This is a genomic window from Xylophilus sp. GW821-FHT01B05 (assembly GCA_038961845.1).
Classification (GTDB): Bacteria; Pseudomonadota; Gammaproteobacteria; order Burkholderiales; family Burkholderiaceae_C; genus Xylophilus.
Genome location: CP152408.1, coordinates 3804185 through 3819623, shown reverse-complemented (window position 1 = coordinate 3819623; position 15439 = coordinate 3804185). Strand labels below are relative to the sequence as shown.

The window sequence follows — 15439 nt, the reverse complement described above, 5'->3', positions numbered from 1 at the left end:
TCGACCGGGCACACGACACACGGGAGACGTTCGATGAGTTCCATCCTTGAGAGAAGCTTCAAGGTCCTAGAAAGCCTGTCCCGCGAGCCGGACGGCTGCAGCCTGTCGGCCCTGGCCACCGAGCTGGACATGCCGCTCAGCGCCACGCACCGGCTGCTGACCGAACTCTGCCGCTGCGGCTATGTGCGGCAGGAGCGGCAGCAGGGCGAATACACCTTGACCATCAAGCTGGTATCCCTGGGCCTGAGCTTTCTCAGCAACAGCGGCATCGTCGATGTGGCGCAGCCGCTGCTGGACCGGCTGGCAGTGGCGTCGGGCGAGCTGGTGCGGCTGGCGGTGATCGACGGCGACGAGCTGACCTTCGTCGCTAAGGCGCAGGGCGCGACCCGTGGCCTGCGCTACGACCCGGACATGGGCCTGTCGGTCAACCTCTCTTGCAGCGCGGCCGGCCATGCCTGGCTGTCCACCATGAGCGACGAGCAGGCGCTGGAGCTGGTGGCGCGCCAGGGCTTTGGCCGGGTGGAGGACTACGGCCCGCGCGCCCCGACCACGGTGAAGGCGCTGCTGGCCTACCTCAAGGCCTGCCGCAAGCGCGGCTACAGCATGATCAGCGAGGTATTCGCCCCAGCCATGACCGCCATGGCCGCGCCGGTGTGGGGGCCGCAGAAATCCGTCATCGGCGTCGTCACCATCGCCGGCCCGCTGGTGCGCCTGACGGAAGAGCGCATGCTGGAACTGGGCCCGGTGCTGCTGGAGACGGCGGGCGAGATCGCGGCCTCCAGCAGCGCCTCTGCGCACTTCAAGAAGCGCGCCTGAGCGAGGCGCGCGCAGCGCCTACGGCGCCCGCAGGAAGCTGCCGTCCAGCTCCGTAAGGCTGCAGTCGAGCAGGGCCGGGTCTACCTCGCGCTCGAGCACGTCGAACATGCCCTCGACGAAGTCCATCAGCCGGTCCGAGGCGGCAATGGCCGCGTCGGCCTTGCCGCTGGCGACGGCGTCGATCACGGCGATGTGGCCGTCCACCGTGTCGTGCAGGTCCACGCCCTGCTTGGTCTGCATGTGATAGATCCAGCCGATGCGCCGGAAGATGGTGTGCAGCGGCCGGAGCGTGTTCTCGACAAAAGGCTCGCCCGCTGCGGCCAATAGCAGTTGGTCGATGCGCCGGTCCACCAGGTTGAACTGCTCCAGGCTGATGTTGGCGCGGTGCTCGCTCAACTGGCGCTTGAGGTGCAGCATCTGGTTGCGCTCGGAGGCACCGGAGCGCTCGGTTGCCAGGCGGATGACGAAGCGCTCCATGTCGCGCCGCAGGCGCAGCAGCACCCGGTCGCGGGTGAGGTTCACCGGCACGATCTGCAGGCCGTGCCGTGGTGTCACGGCCACCAGCGTGTCGGCCGCCAGGCGGTTGACGGCCTGCAGCACGGGCGTGCGGCCACAGCCCACCATGGCCTGCAGCTCATGCGTGGCCAGGAAGCGGCCGGGCTTGAGCGCGCAACTGACCAGCAACTCTTCCAGGCGTTCATAGGCCAGGTCAGACAGGTTGACCGTGCTGCGGCGGCGCGGCGCATCCGGCGCCGGGGCGGCCTTGGTCTTCAGGGGGGCGGGGCGGGTGGACGAAGCCATCTCTGTGCTGCTGCTCCAGGCTATCAATGCCCGCCGGGCGGCTGGCGGGTGGCGCCGAGCATAGGCTGATATGCCACCAAAAACCTGGATTTCCGTTGCCGACTGCAGGGGATGCCAGGCCATGTCTCTCGCCAGCACCGACAGGGTTAATACCGAGAAGTATTGTGAAATATCACAGTATTCTTTCGCAGACACAAGCCTTCAACCTCTCATCCAGGCCGCCGCACCCACCATGTCCCATCCTCTCTTTGATCTTTCCGGGCGCACCGCGCTGGTGACGGGTTCTTCGCGCGGCCTGGGGCATGCGATGGCCGAGGCGCTGGCGCAGGCCGGTGCCCGCGTGGTGCTCAACGGCGTCGATCCCGAGCGCCTGGCCCGCTCGGTCGAGGCCTTGCGCGCCAAGGGCCATGCGGCCGAAGCCGCCGCCTTCGACGTGGCGGACGAGGCCGCGGTGTGCCAGGGCTTTGCCGGCCTGGACGCGGCCGGTATCGAGGTGGACATCCTGGTCAACAACGCCGGCATCCAGTTGCGCAAGCCGTTGGTCGAGCTGGCGTTGGCGGAGTGGGAGCAGGTGCTGCGCACCAATCTCACCAGCGCCTTTTTGGTCGGGCGCGAGGCGGCGCGCCGCATGATCGCGCGCGGGCGCGGCGGCAAGATCATCAACATCGGCTCGCTCACCAGCGAGGCCGCGCGCGCCACCGTGGCGCCCTATACCGCGGCCAAGGGCGGCATCAAGATGCTGACCCGCGCCATGACCGCCGAATGGGCCGAGCACGGCATCCAGGCCAACGCGATAGGGCCGGGCTACATGGCCACCGAGATGAACACGGCGCTGATCCAGAACCCGGCATTTGACGGCTGGGTCAAGGCGCGCACGCCGGCACGCCGCTGGGGCCAGCCGCAGGAGCTGGCCGGGGCGGCGATCTTCCTGGCATCGGCCGCGTCGGACTACGTCAACGGGCAGATCCTCTACGTCGACGGCGGCATGTTGGCGGTGCTCTAAACGCCCATCAGAAAAAAACGGAGACAACCATGAAACTGCTACGCATTGCCTTGCCCGCGCTTCTGGGCGCCATGGCGGCGCTGTCTGCCACGGTGGCGGCCGCTGCCGACTACCCGAGCCGGCCGATCGAGATGATCGTGCCCTCATCCGCCGGTGGCGGCACCGACGTGATGGCGCGGCTGTTTGCCGACACGGCCAAGAAGTACCTGCCGCAGCCCATCGTGGTGAGCAACAAGCCGGGCGCGAGCGGCGGCATCGCCATGACCGAGGTGCAGCGCGCCGTGCCCGATGGCTACAAGATCGGCGTGCTGATCTCAGAGCTGGCGATCATCCCGCACCTGAACATGACCAAGGTCACGACGGCGGACTTCATTCCGCTGGCGCGGCTCAACGGCGACCCGGGCCTGATCGCGGTGCGCGCGGATGCGCCCTGGCAGTCGATAGACGATCTGCTGGCCCGCGCGCGCCAGCAGCCGGGCAGCGTGACCATGGGCAACGCCGGCACCGGCTCCATCTGGCACCTGGCGGCCGCTGCGGTCGAGGAGAAGACCGGCGTCAAGTTCAACCACGTGCCCTACCAGGGCGCGGCGCCCAGCGTCATGGCGCTGGTGGGCGGCCATGTGGATGCGATCACGGTGAGCCCGGCCGAGATCGGCTCTTTTGTCGCGGCTGGCAAGGTGCGCGTGCTGGTGTCCATGGCCGAGCGCCGCCTGGGCGCGCCCTATGACAAGGTGCCGACCTTCAAGGAGAAGGGCACCGACCTCGTGCTGGGCACCTGGCGCGGCCTGGGCGTGCCGCTGGGCACGCCGCCCGAGGTGGTGCAGGTGCTGCGCGAGGCCACGCGCAAGACCGCCGAGGACCCTGCCTTTCGCGACGCGCTGTTGCGCGCCAACCTGCTGCCTGCCTACCTGGACGGCGTGCAGTTCCAGGCCTTCATGAACAGCCAGTCCGACTACTTCAAGACCCTGCTCGGCAGCCTGCACATCCAGAAGTAAGCCGGCCCCGCAGCGAACCCCATCTTCCATGGCAACCCTTATCTCCGACGTCAAGGTCATCCTGACCGCGCCCGAAGGCATCAACCTCATCGTCGTCAAGGTCGAGACCAACCAGCCCGGGCTGTTCGGCCTGGGCTGCGCGACCTTCTCTTACCGGCACCTGGCGGTGCAATGCCTGGTCGAGCAGTACCTGCGGCCGCTGCTGGTCGGCCGTGACGCCACGGCCATCGAGGAGCTGTGGCAGTTGATGCACCAGAACGCCTACTGGCGCAACGGGCCGGTGGAGAACAACGCCATCTCGGGCGTGGACATGGCGCTGTGGGACATCAAGGGCAAGATGGCCGGCATGCCGCTGTACCAGTTGTTTGGCGGCAAGTGCCGCGAGGGCGTGCCGATCTACCGCCACGCCGACGGCCGCAGCCTGGACGAGCTGTGCGACAACATCCAGCGCTACCGCGAGCAGGGCATTACCCACGTGCGCTGCCAGAGCGGCGGCTATGGCGGTGGCGGCTTCGGGCCGGCGCCGGCCAGCGCGCCGCGCGGCGCGGCCGATGGCATCTACCTGGACGGCAAGCAGTACATGCGCGAGACGGTCGCGCTGTTCGATGGCATACGCAGCCGGCTCGGCTTTGGCGTGGAGCTGTGCCACGACGTGCATGAGCGGCTCAAGCCGGTGGATGCGATCCGCCTGGCCTGCGAGCTGGAGCCCTTCGATTTGTTCTTTTTAGAAGACGCGATCCCGCTCGAAGAAGGCAACTGGCTGCGCCAACTGCGCCAGAAGACCCGCATTCCGCTGGCGCAGGGCGAGCTGTTCAACAACCCGGCGGAGTGGAAGTTTCTGATCACCGAGCAGTTGATCGACTACATCCGCGTGCACCTGAGCCAGATCGGCGGCATCACGCCCGGGCGCAAGCTGCAGATCTTTGCCGAGCAGTTCGGCGTGAAGACGGCCTGGCACGGCCCGGGCGACATGTCGCCGGTGGGGCATGCGGCCAACATCCACATCGACCTGGCTGCGCGCAACTTTGGCGTGCAGGAGTGGTCTGGCATCGAGCCACCCAACTTCGTGATCCAGGAACTGAAGGGCCCGCGCGGCGCCTTGCTCGACGTGTTTCCGGGCCTGCCGGAGTGCCGCGATGGCCATGTCTACGCCAACGACAAACCCGGCCTGGGCGTGGAACTGAACGAGGCCGAGGCCCGCAAGTACCCCTGCGAGAACGTGGTGACGACCTGGACGCAGACCCGCTTGGCCGACGGCACGCTGCAGACGCCGTAGGCGGTGCAGCCGTTATGTGAGAAAAATTGACTCTATCTTCCTGGGCTGAGAGGTATAGCCCGCACGGAACCTGGGCAGTTGGAAATCACCCGACCCCAGTGTGTGAGTTTATTTAACCAATAGCGCCGTTGCGCGTGGCGCCGGCCGCCAACTGCACCCGGTTGCCGCCGTCCCGCTTGGCCCGGTACATGGCCTGGTCGGCCTGCAGCATCAGCTGGTGGTCGTCCGCGCCGTGGTCGGGGTAGAGCGCGATGCCTATGCTGGGCGATATCAGCACCGGCTCGCCGGCCAGGTCGAAGGGCTCGCTCAGCGCTGCGCGGATCTTCTCGGCCACCAGGGCGGCATGGTCTGGCTGGTGCAGGCGGGCCAGCAGCACCAGGAATTCATCGCCGCCGATGCGGCCGACCGTGTCGGACTCGCGCAGGCAGCGCTGCAGGCGGCGCGCGGCCTCTTGCAGCAGCAGGTCGCCGGCGGCGTGGCCCAGGCGGTCATTGACGGGCTTGAACTTGTCCAGGTCGAGGTAGAGCAGGGACAGCCGCGAGCCGTCCTGCCGCGCCCGCGCCAGCGCGGTCTGCAGGCGCTCGTGCAGCAGGCCGCGGTTGGGCAGGTTGGTCAGGGAGTCGTGCCGGGCGGCGTGCTGCAGCCGCGCCTCCCACTGCTTGCGCTCGATGGCGGCAGCCACCTGGGTCGAGACGAACTGCAGCAGCTCCACGTCCTTGTCGGTGTAGCGCGCCGTGCCCGAATAGCCTTGCACCACCAGCGCGCCGATGGTGCGCTGCTGCCCCTTGAGCGGCACGCCCAGCCAGTCGGGCAGGTCGTCGTCGGCCTCGGCTTGCATCTGCTGCGCCGGCGCGGTGATGCCGCCGGGCGTCAGCAGCAGCGCCTGCCCGCTGCGGATCACCTGCGCGCTCAGCGTGTCGGCCTGCAGCTTCTGCGGGGTGGGCTGCGTGTCGCCGCAATGGGCGCGGTAGGGCACGGTCAGCTCGTCCGTGTGCGGGTCATGCAGGGCGATGAAGAAGTTGGCCGTGGGCAGCAGGCGGCCGATGATGTGGTGGATGCGCTCGAACAGCGCCAGCAGGTCTTCGGCGGAGTGGGCCGCCTCGGATATGGCGTACAGCGCGGTCTGCATGGATTCGTCGCGCTTGCGCTGGGTGACGTCGCGCCCCACGGCCACGCGCAGCTGCCTGGCCTCCGACCAGTGCGCCGACCACATGATGTGGGCGATGCGGCCGTCCTTGCGCAGGTAGCGGTTCTCGAAATGGGGCTTGTGCGTGTCGGCCAGGATCTCGTCGACGGCCTGCAGCGTGCGGGCGCGGTCTTCTATGAACACGTAGTTGAGCATGGGCTGGCCCACCATTTCTTCCGGTGGGTAGCCAAAGATGCGCTCGCCCGCCGCGCTGACGTAGACGAAGCAGCCTTGCGCATCCACCACGCAGATGGCGTCAAGCAGCAGGTCCAGGACGGTGGACAGAAGGGCGTCGCTGATTCTTTTCATGCGGGTGTGATGGTAGTGGGAGCCGTGCCGGCCGCTGTCGCGCAGAGCCGACAGCGGCCCCCTCGGGTCAGAAACGTGCCTGCAGCCCCAGCGTTACCGTGCGCGCGGTGCCGGGCGCCACCCACAGGCGGCTGTAGGAACTGGTGTAGTAGGTGGTGTCGAACAGGTTGTCCACGTCCAGCGTAAGGCGCAGGCGCGCGTCCAGGCGCCAGTAGGCCACCAGCTTGGCCGTGGTGTAGGCGGGCAGGTCGAAGGCCGGCGTGCCGGCATTGGCCTGGGCCTGGGTGCGGGCTTCGCCCAGGCGCTTGCCCACGTGGGTGACGCCGCCGCCCATGCCGTAGCGCTGGCCGTTGGCGAAGGCGTCCTCGTACACCGCCAGCACGCTGCCGTTGAGCCGGGGCACGTTGAGCAGGCGCCCGCCAACCTCCAGGCTGTTGTCGCGCGTGATCTCGACATCGTTGAGCACCAGGCTGGCATTGACGCGCCACTGCCGGCTCACCTGGCCCGCCAGGTCAAACTCCAGGCCGCGGCTGCGTACCTCGCCCGCCGCCACCGAATAGCCGCTGTTGACCGGGTCGGCGGTGAGCGCATTGCGCTTGCGGATGTCGAACAGGGCGGCGGTGGCGCCCAGGCGCCGGTCCTGGCTCTCCCACTTGGTGCCCAGCTCCATGGAGCGCCCGCTCTCGGGTGCGAAGGCCTGGGCCTGGGCGTCCGCGCCAGCGTTGGGCCGGAACGAGCGGCCGGCGTTGGCATAGACCGTCCACTGCGCGCTGGGCAGCCAGCTCAGGCCCAGGCGCGGCGATGTCGCCGAAGGCGTCTGGCGGGTGGTGCTGCCGGTAAGGCGGTTCTGCAGCGACTGCCGGTAGTCGTCCACCCGCACGCCGGCCACCAGCCGCCAGTCGGGCGCGAGCCTGATCGCGTCCTGGAAGTAGAAGGCGGTGTTGCGCTGCTGCTCGTAGGTGTTGGTATTGGGCTGTGGCGTGGGCTGGGCCTGGCCGTAGACCGGGTTGTAGATATCTATCGCATACGGCGCCGCTGCGCTCGGGTTGGCGCGCAGCATCAGCGAATCCATGTGGAAGCGAAAGCTCTCGATGCCCAGCAGCAGCTCGTGCTCCATGCCGCCGGCCTGCAAGGTGCCCTGCAGCTCGGCCTGCAGCGCCAGGTCGTCTGACTGGAAGTCGCGCCAGCGGCGCTGGCGCCGCAGCGTGCTGTTGTCGGCGCCCAGGGCGCTGGCCTCGGTAGAGAAGCCCTGCAGGCTGGTCTCGCGGTAGGACAGGCCCAGGCGGCTGCGCCAGGTGGGGTTCCATTCGTGCGACAGCACCAACTGGTGGGTCTGGTTCTCTACCGTCATGTTGCCGTCGGCCGGCTCACCCAGGAAGCGGCTGCGGGGAATGGCCCCGAGCTGGTTGTTGATGGCAAGCACGCCGCGGTCCAGCGGCGTGGAGTGGCGCAGGAACTCGCCGCTGTAGTCCAGCACCGTGTCGCGCCCGAGCTTCCAGGTGAAGGCCGGGGCCACCACGCGGCGCTGGGCGCTGACATGGTCGCGGAAGCTGTCGCGGTCTTCGGCGGCCACGTTCAGGCGGTAGGCAAAGTTGGGCCCGATCGGGCCGGTGCTGTCGAAGGCCGCGCGTTTCATGCCGTAGCTGCCGCCATAGGCCTCGGCCGAATGGGCGGCATTCCAGAGCGGTTTCTTGGTCACGATGTTGAGCGTGCCGCCGGGCTCGCTGCTGCCGTAGAGCGCGGCCGCCGGGCCCTTGAGGAACTCGATGCGCTCCACGCCGGCCAGGTCGCGCGGCGCGTTGAAGCCGCGGTTGGACGAGAAGCCATTGAGCAGCGTTGCCATGCCGGTGTTCTCGTTGCCGGGCAGGCCGCGGATGGCAACGTTGTCCCACAGGCCGCCGAAATTGTTCTGGCGCGAGACGCCGCCCACGTAGTCGAGCACGTCGTCGAGCCTGGTCGCGCCCAGGTCGTCAATGGCCTGGCGCGTCACGCTGCGTACCGACTGCGGCAGCTCGCGCAGCGGCAAGTCAGTCTTGGCGCCGGCGGCTTCGTCGGCATGGTAGGTGCCCGAGGCGCTGCGGCCGACCACGTCGATGGTGGCGAGCGAAGCGGCCTCGGCCGCCGGTGCGTCGTCTGCGGCCAGCACCAGGGCCGGAGAGCTGAAGAAGGCCGCCACGGCCAGGGCCAGCGGGGCGCGCACGGGCGCGCGGGAAAAGAGAGAGGGTTTCATGGATCAGGCAGTCGAAGGCAGGCCCGGCGCCGCCTGCTCTGCGGGCAGAGGCAAGGCGGCGTCGGACGCGGGTTTTCACCGCGCCGGCGCATGCCGGCGTGGCGAAAGAGAGCGCGCCAGAGAAGGCGCGGGGCTCAGCCGGAGACTGCGGGGGGATCGCGCGCGGCAAACCGCCAGCGGTCGGGCGCGGGGACGAAGCCAGTGGCCCCAGGCGACGGCGGGGCCGCAGCCATGGCCGGCAGCGCCGCCGGCATGGCGCCGGGCGCGGCCAGGGCCGGGTCCAGCGCATGGCTCAGGCACCAGGCGCACAGGTCGCCCGCCTCGCCCTTGCTATCGGCCGGCGCGGGGTCTTCGCTGCGGCCGTCGTCCGCCGCCACCTGCACCAGGCGCGCCAGGTCTTGCTGCAGGTGGCGCGCCTCGTGCAGGGGCACGCCAGCGATTGCGTTGAACAACGCAATCAGCAGCAGCAAGACGTTCAGGGGCCGGCGCAGGGACATGGGACGCGCATCATACGCAGCGCGGGTGACACCCCCCGGCCTTCACGCTCCGCCTGCGGGCCGGCGCGGCGCCGCTGCAGCAGCAGCGCGTCGGCGCATGGCCCACAGCAGCACACCGGTGGTGCTCAGCGCCGCCACCGCCAGGCCCAGCAGCGTGACCAGGATGCGCCCGGGCACGCCGGCGATGCGGCCGGAATGCAGAGGGAACTGCAGGCGCATGAAGTAGTCGCCCGCGCTGCCTTGGCCGGGAACACGGTCGCCCACCAAGGCGCCGGTGGCGCTGTCAAAGTACAGGCGCGGCGGGCCCAGGCCGGGGCGGGCGCTGCCGGGCACGTAGAAGTCCACCGCGTACAGGCCGAACGCGGCACGGTGCGAGAGCATGCCGGGCGGGTCCGCGAAGCCGCGCCGCAGGCCTTCGGCATGGGCCAGGCTGGTGACGGCATCGACGCTTACCGCCGGCGGCCTGCGCTCGGCCGGTGCGCGGCGCGGGCGCTGGTCGAAAGGGCTGGGGCTGGTGGGCGAGAACACCGACACCACGGGCTCCATCACCTCGTCGTACAGGTTCATGGCAACCGAGGTGACGGCCAGCACCAGCAGGGCCGCCCAGGTCCAGACACCGCCGGAGCGGTGCAGGTCGAAGTTGAGCACCTGGCCACCGCGCGAGAAGCGGAACGCGAGCGACTTGCGCCAGTTGCGCCAGCGTGGAAACGAAAGCCACAGTGCAATGAGGCAGTCCAGCGTCCAGACCATGGCGACAAGGCCCATGAACCACACCGCCCAGTCCACGCCCGCAAGATGCGGCAAGCAGAGCGTGTGGTGCAGCCGGTACAGGAAAGGCACGAGATTCTCAGGCGCCAGAGAAGGCGTGCCCCAGGTGCGCGTGCCCTGCACCTGCGCCGTGGCGGGGTCCACCATCATCTGGTCGAAGCCCAGCGCGTGCGCGCGTCCGGTGGCTGGGTCCAGGCGTGGCTCCACGCCCAGCAATAGCGTTTCGCCCGGTGGCGCGGCCAGTGGCAGCAGGCTGACTTGCAGGCGCGGGTTGGCCGCCTCCAGGCGGCGCGCGATCTCCGCCGCAGGCAGCGCAGGCAGGCCTTGCGACTGCGGTGTGAACAGCTGCGGGTTGAGCCAGCGGTCCAGCTCGTGCTCCCAGGCGATGGCCGCGCCGGTGAGGCCAGCGATGGCCAGGAACACGGCCATGAACAGGCCGGCCCAGCGGTGCAGCAGCAGAAAGGTCTTGCGCATGGCTGGCGCGGCGCCAGCGCGCCGGCTGAAGAGCAACTTCAGAAGCGGTAAGTGGCAGCCATGCGCACGTCGCGCCCGTAGCCGAGCGCGCAGAACTGTGCGCCGCCGCGGAAGGTGTTGCACTGGGTGCGGTACTGCTTGTTGCCGAGGTTGCTGACATTGAGCGACAGGCGCCACGCGCCCAGTTCATATGCGGCCATGGCGTCGAGCAGGGTGTAGCCGTCGTTCATGGGCAGCGCGCCGGAAGCCCAGCGCAACTCGCCGTTGGTGGCGCTGATGTGGCGCACGCCCAGCCCCAACTGCAGGGGACCGCGCTGGTACTTGCCCCAGGCTGAGGCCACGTGCTCGGGCATGTTGCCCGGCCGCTCGCCCACCTCCAGCGCGGTGTTGCTGCGCATCACCTTGGCGTCGAGGTAGGTGTAGGCGCCGATGACGGAGAAGCCGTGCCCGACGTCGCCCGAGGCCTGCAGCTCCAGCCCGCGGCTGCGTACCTCGCCGGTCTGCACGTCAAAGCGTGGGTCTATGGTGGAGGGCGTGCGCACATTGCGCTTGCGCAGATCGAACACGGCGGCGCTCAGCAGGTAGCCGGCCTGCGGCGGCGCATAGCGCACGCCGGCCTCTACCTGGCGGGCCGTCTCGGGCTCGTAGGGGTGGCCGTTGGCATCGGTCGCGGTCACCGTGGTCAGCGGCGGCTGGAAGGCCGTGTTCACGCTCACATAGGGTGCCCAGCCGCTTGGCGCGAGATAGATCAGGCCGGCGCGGCCGGTGGTGGCGTTGTCGCGCCGGTCCACCCGGGTGGTGGTGAAGGGCGCGGTGGCGCTGGCGCGCGCGTCGTAGCCGGTGTCGATGTGCGCGCTGTCGTGGCGTGCGCCCAGGCTCAGTACCCAGCGTTCACCGAACTTGATCTGGTCCTGTAGGTACAGGCCTATCTGCGTGTTGCGCGCCTGTGCGTGGTCACTCAGGAAGTTGTCGTTCCAGTCGGGTTGCACGTAGACCGGGTTCACGATGTCCAGCGGCGCGACCGCGCCGTTGAGCGAGAGGATGCGCCAGTCCAGCGTGGAGCGGTAGTAGTCCAGCCCGACCAGCATCTGGTGCGACACGGCGCCGGTGGTGAAGCGGTTCTCCAGGTGGGTGTCGATCACCCAGGTCTTCTCGGCGTCGGGCCGCACCATGGCCAGGCGCGCCATGCTGCGCTGGTCGGCCAACAGGCCGCGGTTGCGCATCTCCAGCCGGTGGTTGCTGCCGTCCAGGTAGCGCAGGTTGTGGCGCAGGGTCAACTGGTCGTTGAAATGGTGCTCCAGCAGGTAGCCCAGCGAGTGGCTGCGCTTGTGGTGGCCAGAGCCGGGGCCGTTGACATTGATGTCGTCCCGCGCCGTGCCAAAGGGCGTGTCGCGGTAGTAGGGGATGACGAAGCCGGTCTTGTCCTCCTGGAATTGCGCCAGCAGCGTGAGCGTGGTGCGGTCGCCCTGCAGCGTCAGGGCCGGGGCGACGTAGGTGCGGTCGGCGCGCAGCTCATGCCACTGCGTGCCGGCCTCGCGCTTGAGCACGGTGAGCCGGCCCAGCAGCGTGCCCGACTCGTTGAGCTGGCCGCCGAGATCGGCGGTGAGCTGGCGGCGGTTGTGGCTGCCCAGCTCCACGCCTACCTCGTTCTTCATGCCCAGGCGCGGGCGCTTGGTCACGGCGTTGAGCAGCCCGCCGGGGGCGGACTGGCCGTACAGCACCGAAGCCGGGCCGTGCACCACCTCCAGCCGCTCCAGGCCGTAGGGTTCGAGGTTGGTCATGAAGCCGTTATGGATGAGGCGCATGCCGTCGCGGTAGAGACCGGTGCCGGTGAGATAGAAGCCGCGCACGGAGACGTCGTCGTCGGTCACGCCGTAATCGAGCGGGCGCACGCCGGCGGTGTAGCGCACCGCCTCGGCCACGCTGGAGATAGCCTGGTCGCGGATCTGCTGCTCGCCGATGGTGGAGACCTGCTGCGGAGTCTCCAGCACCGGGATGTCCATCTTGCTGGCGCTGGCGCTGCGCATGGCGCGGTAGCCATCAGGCGCGCTCCAGGCGGTCTCGCGCTCGGCTGTCACGTGCACGGTGGCCAGCTGCGTGGTGCTAGCCGCCGCGGCATCCGTAGCGGGCGTGCTTGCGCGGCGCAGCGTATAGCCGCCGCCGCTACGCGGCACGGCTTCCAGGCCGCTGCCGGCCAGCAGGCGGGCAAAGCCTTCGGCCAGCGTTGCGCTGCCCTGCAGGCCGGGGCTGCGCAAGCCCTCCGCCAGGGCCGGCGTGAACGACAAGGTCACGCCCGCTGTGCCCGCAAAGCTGGACAGCACGGGCCCCAGCGGGCCGGCCGGAATGTCGTAGCTGCGGCGTTCCTGGGCGGTGGGCGCCTGTGCATGCGCGGGCAGCGCGGCCAGGCCGGCGGTGGCGAGCAGCAGGCCCGCGCACAGCGCCCGCGTGGCCTGCGCCAGCGGGGCGGGTTGAAGAAGGGGCAGCAGCCTGCTGCGCGATGCGTGCGCCATGCGCGTTCTCCTCGGGTCGGGTGTCGGGTTGGACGGTGCTTTCCAACCCTTGCCGGACGGCGATGCGAAAAGGGACAGGCGATCCCTGTTTTTTTTAGGCGGGCACGACGGTCACCCACCAGCGGGTGCGCAGCAGCAGCTCCACCGGCAGGGTCTCGCGCAGCATGGCCAGCACGTATTCCGTGTCCTGCAACTGGAACGCGCCGGAGATGCGCAGCCCGGCCACCGCCGGGTCGCAGCGCAGGATGCCGGGGCGGTAGCGCGACAGTTCCGCCAGGAAGTCATCCAGCCGCATGCCGTCGGCATAGAGCACGCCCTGCGTCCAGGCCAGTGCGTGGCTGGCGAGCGCGGCGGGTGGTTCGGCACGCGCGGTGGTCAGCCGCGTCTGCTCGCCGGCGCGCAGCACCTGGGCGGCGCCGTGCCGCGGCACTACCTCCACCGCGCCTTCGATCACAGCCACACGGGTTTCGTCACCCATCAGCCGCACGCAGAAGCGGGTGCCCAGCGCGCGCAGCCGCCCCTGCGGTGTTTCCACCAGGAAGCTGCGCGCCGCGTCGGGCGCGGTGCTGACGAGGATCTCGCCAGCGCGTAGCCGCAGCAGGCGCTGCCGTGCGTCGAAGGCCAGGTCGAATGCGCTCGCAGTGTTGAGCAGTACGCGGCTGCCGTCGGCCAGCAGCACGTCGCGCCGCTCGCCGGTGGCTGTATGGTGCGCGGCCGCCAGCAGTTGCAGCGTGGGGGATTGCCAGGCCAGCCAGGCCACCGCCGGGGCGGCTGCGAACAGCCCCAGCACGCGCAGCGCCGCGCGGTGGTTGAGGCGCCGCCGGTGCGCCAGCACCGGTAGGCCGACATGCGCGGGCACTGCGCCAAAGGTCTGCGCCATGCGCTCGGCCCGCTGCCAGGCGGCTTCGTGCGCCGTGTCTTGCGCGCGCCAGCGCTCCAGTGCCTGCCAGTCGGCCGGCTGCGCCGTGCCTGAATGCAGGCGCACCAGCCAGCGGGCGGCCTCGCGCAGCACCTCGGGCGCGGGCGGCGGTGCGACGGGCTTGGTCTGTGCCGTCACGCCATTGCCATCAGGCAGGCCTCGAAGCCCTGGGCCATGTAGCGCTTCACGGTGCGCTCGCTCACAACCAGACGTTCCGCAATCTCGGCATAGGTCAGCCCCTCAAGCTGCGATAGCAAGAAGGCCTCGCGCGCCTTGTGTGCCAGCCCGTCGAGCATGGTGTCGATGGCGTGCAGCGCCTCCAGCAGGGCCAGCCGCTCCTCGGGCGATGGCGCCAGCGGCTCGGGCAGGTTGGCCAGCGTCTCCAGGTAGGCGCGCTCCAGCGCCTGGCGGCGCCAGTGGTCGGTCACCAGCCCTTTGGCAATGGTGGTGAGGTAGGCGCGGGGCTCGCGCAAGCCCGTGAGCGCCTGGGGCCGCAACAGCACCCGCAGGAAGGTGTCCTGCGCCAGGTCCGCCGCCTGGTGTGAACACCCCAGCCGCCGCTGCAGCCAGGCGCGCAGCCAGCCGTGGTGGTGGCTGTACAGCGTCTGCGGATCGGAAACCAGGCTGGTGGATGCGGTGGTCATGGTGGCGTGGAAGAAAAACGCCGACCATTCTAAATAGGAATTATTATCAAAACCAGCAGGCGGCCCATGCCGCAGGGATATCAGCCCGCTTCAGCCCGTTGCGCGCGCCAGTTCCAGCCCAGGCACCTCCAGCGTGGCGCGCAGCACCTGGCCGTGGGTGGAGTCGGTCACGTAGAGCGTGCGGCGATCGGGCCCGCCGAAGGCGAGGTTGGTGGTGGATGCGCCAGCGGCGCCGCGCAGCACCAGCACCGGCTCGGCCCGGGCGTTGAGCAGCCAGACATAGCCCAGCCCCGGGTTGGCGACCAGCAACTGGCCTTGTGCATCCACCGCCAGGCCGTCCGGCCCGCTCGGGCCGTAGGAGGTGAAGAACTGCCCGACCTTGGCCACGCTGCCATCGGGCAGCAGCGGCACGCGCCAGACGCAGTTGCCGCGCGTGACCGCCAGGTACAGCACCCGGCCGTCGGGCGACAGCGCCACGCCATTGGGGCTGGGCACGTTGGCCAGCAGCAGGTCCAGCTGGCCATTGGGGCGCAGGCGGTAGAGGCGGCCGCTGGGGTCGTGCAGGCCGGTCTGGCCCTGGTCGGTGAAGTACAGGTTGCCGGCGGCGTCGAACACCAGGTCGTTCACGCCCTTGAAGCGCTCGCTGTTGCGGCGCTCCAGGTAGGGCGTGGTTGTGCCGCTGGCTATGTCCAGCCGCAGCAGGCCGTGCTTGTAGTCGGTGATGAGCAGCGTGCCGGCGTCCAGCAGCTTCATGCCGTTGGGCTCGCCGTCGTACTCGGCCACCAGCGACCAGTCACCGGCCGGGTTGATGCGGAAGACGCGGCCCCAGGGGATGTCGGTGACGTAGAGGTTGCCGGCGTCATCGAACACCGGGCCTTCGAGGAAGGAATCGGTCACCACGCCGCCGCGGTTGGCGTCGGCCCAGGCGCTGCGTTGTTTGCGCCGGAAGTGCTCGGGCATGGTGGTGAAAAGGTCCAGCTCGCGGACCTGGGGGGCTTGCAGCAGGAACAT

General features: G+C 69.5%; 13 protein-coding genes. 4 read left to right on the top strand and 9 right to left on the bottom strand.

The window, feature by feature from the left end; all coding sequences use genetic code 11:
- The first annotated feature begins 33 nt into the window (after window positions 1–33).
- Window positions 34–816, top strand: coding sequence for an IclR family transcriptional regulator (locus AAFF27_17750; protein XAH21855.1), 783 nt, complete (start codon window positions 34–36; stop codon window positions 814–816).
- A gap of 18 nt (window positions 817–834) precedes the next feature.
- On the opposite strand, the gene AAFF27_17745 is transcribed toward AAFF27_17750, so the two are convergent.
- Window positions 835–1617, bottom strand: coding sequence for a GntR family transcriptional regulator (locus tag AAFF27_17745; protein XAH21854.1), 783 nt, complete (start codon window positions 1615–1617; stop codon window positions 835–837).
- A 232-nt stretch (window positions 1618–1849) separates the two neighbouring features.
- Here AAFF27_17745 and AAFF27_17740 point away from each other — a divergent pair, with 232 nt between their 5' ends.
- From AAFF27_17740 to AAFF27_17730, 3 genes are read left to right on the top strand one after another with little or no spacing between them, the layout of a single operon-like run.
- Window positions 1850–2620: an SDR family oxidoreductase gene (locus tag AAFF27_17740; protein XAH21853.1), complete on the top strand. Its 771-nt coding sequence runs from the start codon at window positions 1850–1852 to the stop codon at window positions 2618–2620.
- Window positions 2621–2649: 29 nt separating this feature from the next.
- Window positions 2650–3615: a tripartite tricarboxylate transporter substrate binding protein gene (locus AAFF27_17735; GenBank protein XAH21852.1), complete on the top strand. Its 966-nt coding sequence runs from the start codon at window positions 2650–2652 to the stop codon at window positions 3613–3615.
- 28 nt (window positions 3616–3643) lie between these two features.
- Window positions 3644–4891 carry an enolase C-terminal domain-like protein gene (locus tag AAFF27_17730; GenBank protein ID XAH21851.1) on the top strand — a complete coding sequence of 416 codons (1248 nt, stop codon included), beginning with the start codon at window positions 3644–3646 and terminating at the stop codon, window positions 4889–4891.
- Window positions 4892–5003: 112 nt separating this feature from the next.
- Here AAFF27_17730 and AAFF27_17725 read toward each other — a convergent pair whose 3' ends face one another.
- The 8 genes from AAFF27_17725 to AAFF27_17690 form a co-directional block, all read right to left on the bottom strand.
- On the bottom strand, window positions 5004–6386 hold the full coding sequence (locus AAFF27_17725; GenBank protein XAH21850.1) for a diguanylate cyclase: 1383 nt from the start codon (window positions 6384–6386) through the stop codon (window positions 5004–5006).
- A 67-nt stretch (window positions 6387–6453) separates the two neighbouring features.
- A complete protein-coding gene (locus tag AAFF27_17720) occupies window positions 6454–8616 on the bottom strand; it encodes a TonB-dependent siderophore receptor (protein ID XAH21849.1) in 2163 nt (720 codons plus the stop codon).
- A gap of 134 nt (window positions 8617–8750) precedes the next feature.
- On the bottom strand, window positions 8751–9113 hold the full coding sequence (locus tag AAFF27_17715; protein ID XAH21848.1) for a hypothetical protein: 363 nt from the start codon (window positions 9111–9113) through the stop codon (window positions 8751–8753).
- A 42-nt stretch (window positions 9114–9155) separates the two neighbouring features.
- Window positions 9156–10355 (bottom strand): PepSY-associated TM helix domain-containing protein, encoded by a 1200-nt coding sequence (locus AAFF27_17710; protein ID XAH21847.1) that lies wholly within the window; start codon window positions 10353–10355, stop codon window positions 9156–9158.
- A gap of 38 nt (window positions 10356–10393) precedes the next feature.
- On the bottom strand, window positions 10394–12865 hold the full coding sequence (locus AAFF27_17705; protein XAH21846.1) for a TonB-dependent siderophore receptor: 2472 nt from the start codon (window positions 12863–12865) through the stop codon (window positions 10394–10396).
- Between the two features lie 94 nt (window positions 12866–12959).
- Window positions 12960–13922, bottom strand: coding sequence for a FecR domain-containing protein (locus AAFF27_17700; GenBank protein ID XAH21845.1), 963 nt, complete (start codon window positions 13920–13922; stop codon window positions 12960–12962).
- The gene (locus tag AAFF27_17695; GenBank protein XAH21844.1) at window positions 13919–14428 is read right to left on the bottom strand and encodes a sigma-70 family RNA polymerase sigma factor; all 510 of its coding nucleotides are present in this window, start codon (window positions 14426–14428) and stop codon (window positions 13919–13921) included. The genes AAFF27_17700 and AAFF27_17695 overlap by 4 nt, the downstream gene beginning before the upstream one ends.
- A gap of 90 nt (window positions 14429–14518) precedes the next feature.
- On the bottom strand, window positions 14519–15439 hold the full coding sequence (locus tag AAFF27_17690; protein XAH21843.1) for an SMP-30/gluconolactonase/LRE family protein: 921 nt from the start codon (window positions 15437–15439) through the stop codon (window positions 14519–14521).

What these genes read in the sequence shown, in the direction of transcription:
- AAFF27_17750 (XAH21855.1), top strand. Translation starts at nt 34, where the DNA reads ATGAGTTCCATCCTTGAGAGAAGCTTCAAGGTCCTAGAAAGCCTGTCC.
- AAFF27_17745 (XAH21854.1), bottom strand. Translation starts at nt 1,617, where the DNA reads ATGGCTTCGTCCACCCGCCCCGCCCCCCTGAAGACCAAGGCCGCCCCG.
- AAFF27_17740 (XAH21853.1), top strand. Translation starts at nt 1,850, where the DNA reads ATGTCCCATCCTCTCTTTGATCTTTCCGGGCGCACCGCGCTGGTGACG.
- AAFF27_17735 (XAH21852.1), top strand. Translation starts at nt 2,650, where the DNA reads ATGAAACTGCTACGCATTGCCTTGCCCGCGCTTCTGGGCGCCATGGCG.
- AAFF27_17730 (XAH21851.1), top strand. Translation starts at nt 3,644, where the DNA reads ATGGCAACCCTTATCTCCGACGTCAAGGTCATCCTGACCGCGCCCGAA.
- AAFF27_17725 (XAH21850.1), bottom strand. Translation starts at nt 6,386, where the DNA reads ATGAAAAGAATCAGCGACGCCCTTCTGTCCACCGTCCTGGACCTGCTG.
- AAFF27_17720 (XAH21849.1), bottom strand. Translation starts at nt 8,616, where the DNA reads ATGAAACCCTCTCTCTTTTCCCGCGCGCCCGTGCGCGCCCCGCTGGCC.
- AAFF27_17715 (XAH21848.1), bottom strand. Translation starts at nt 9,113, where the DNA reads ATGTCCCTGCGCCGGCCCCTGAACGTCTTGCTGCTGCTGATTGCGTTG.
- AAFF27_17710 (XAH21847.1), bottom strand. Translation starts at nt 10,355, where the DNA reads ATGCGCAAGACCTTTCTGCTGCTGCACCGCTGGGCCGGCCTGTTCATG.
- AAFF27_17705 (XAH21846.1), bottom strand. Translation starts at nt 12,865, where the DNA reads ATGGCGCACGCATCGCGCAGCAGGCTGCTGCCCCTTCTTCAACCCGCC.
- AAFF27_17695 (XAH21844.1), bottom strand. Translation starts at nt 14,428, where the DNA reads ATGACCACCGCATCCACCAGCCTGGTTTCCGATCCGCAGACGCTGTAC.
- AAFF27_17690 (XAH21843.1), bottom strand. Translation starts at nt 15,439, where the DNA reads ATGTTCCTGCTGCAAGCCCCCCAGGTCCGCGAGCTGGACCTTTTCACC.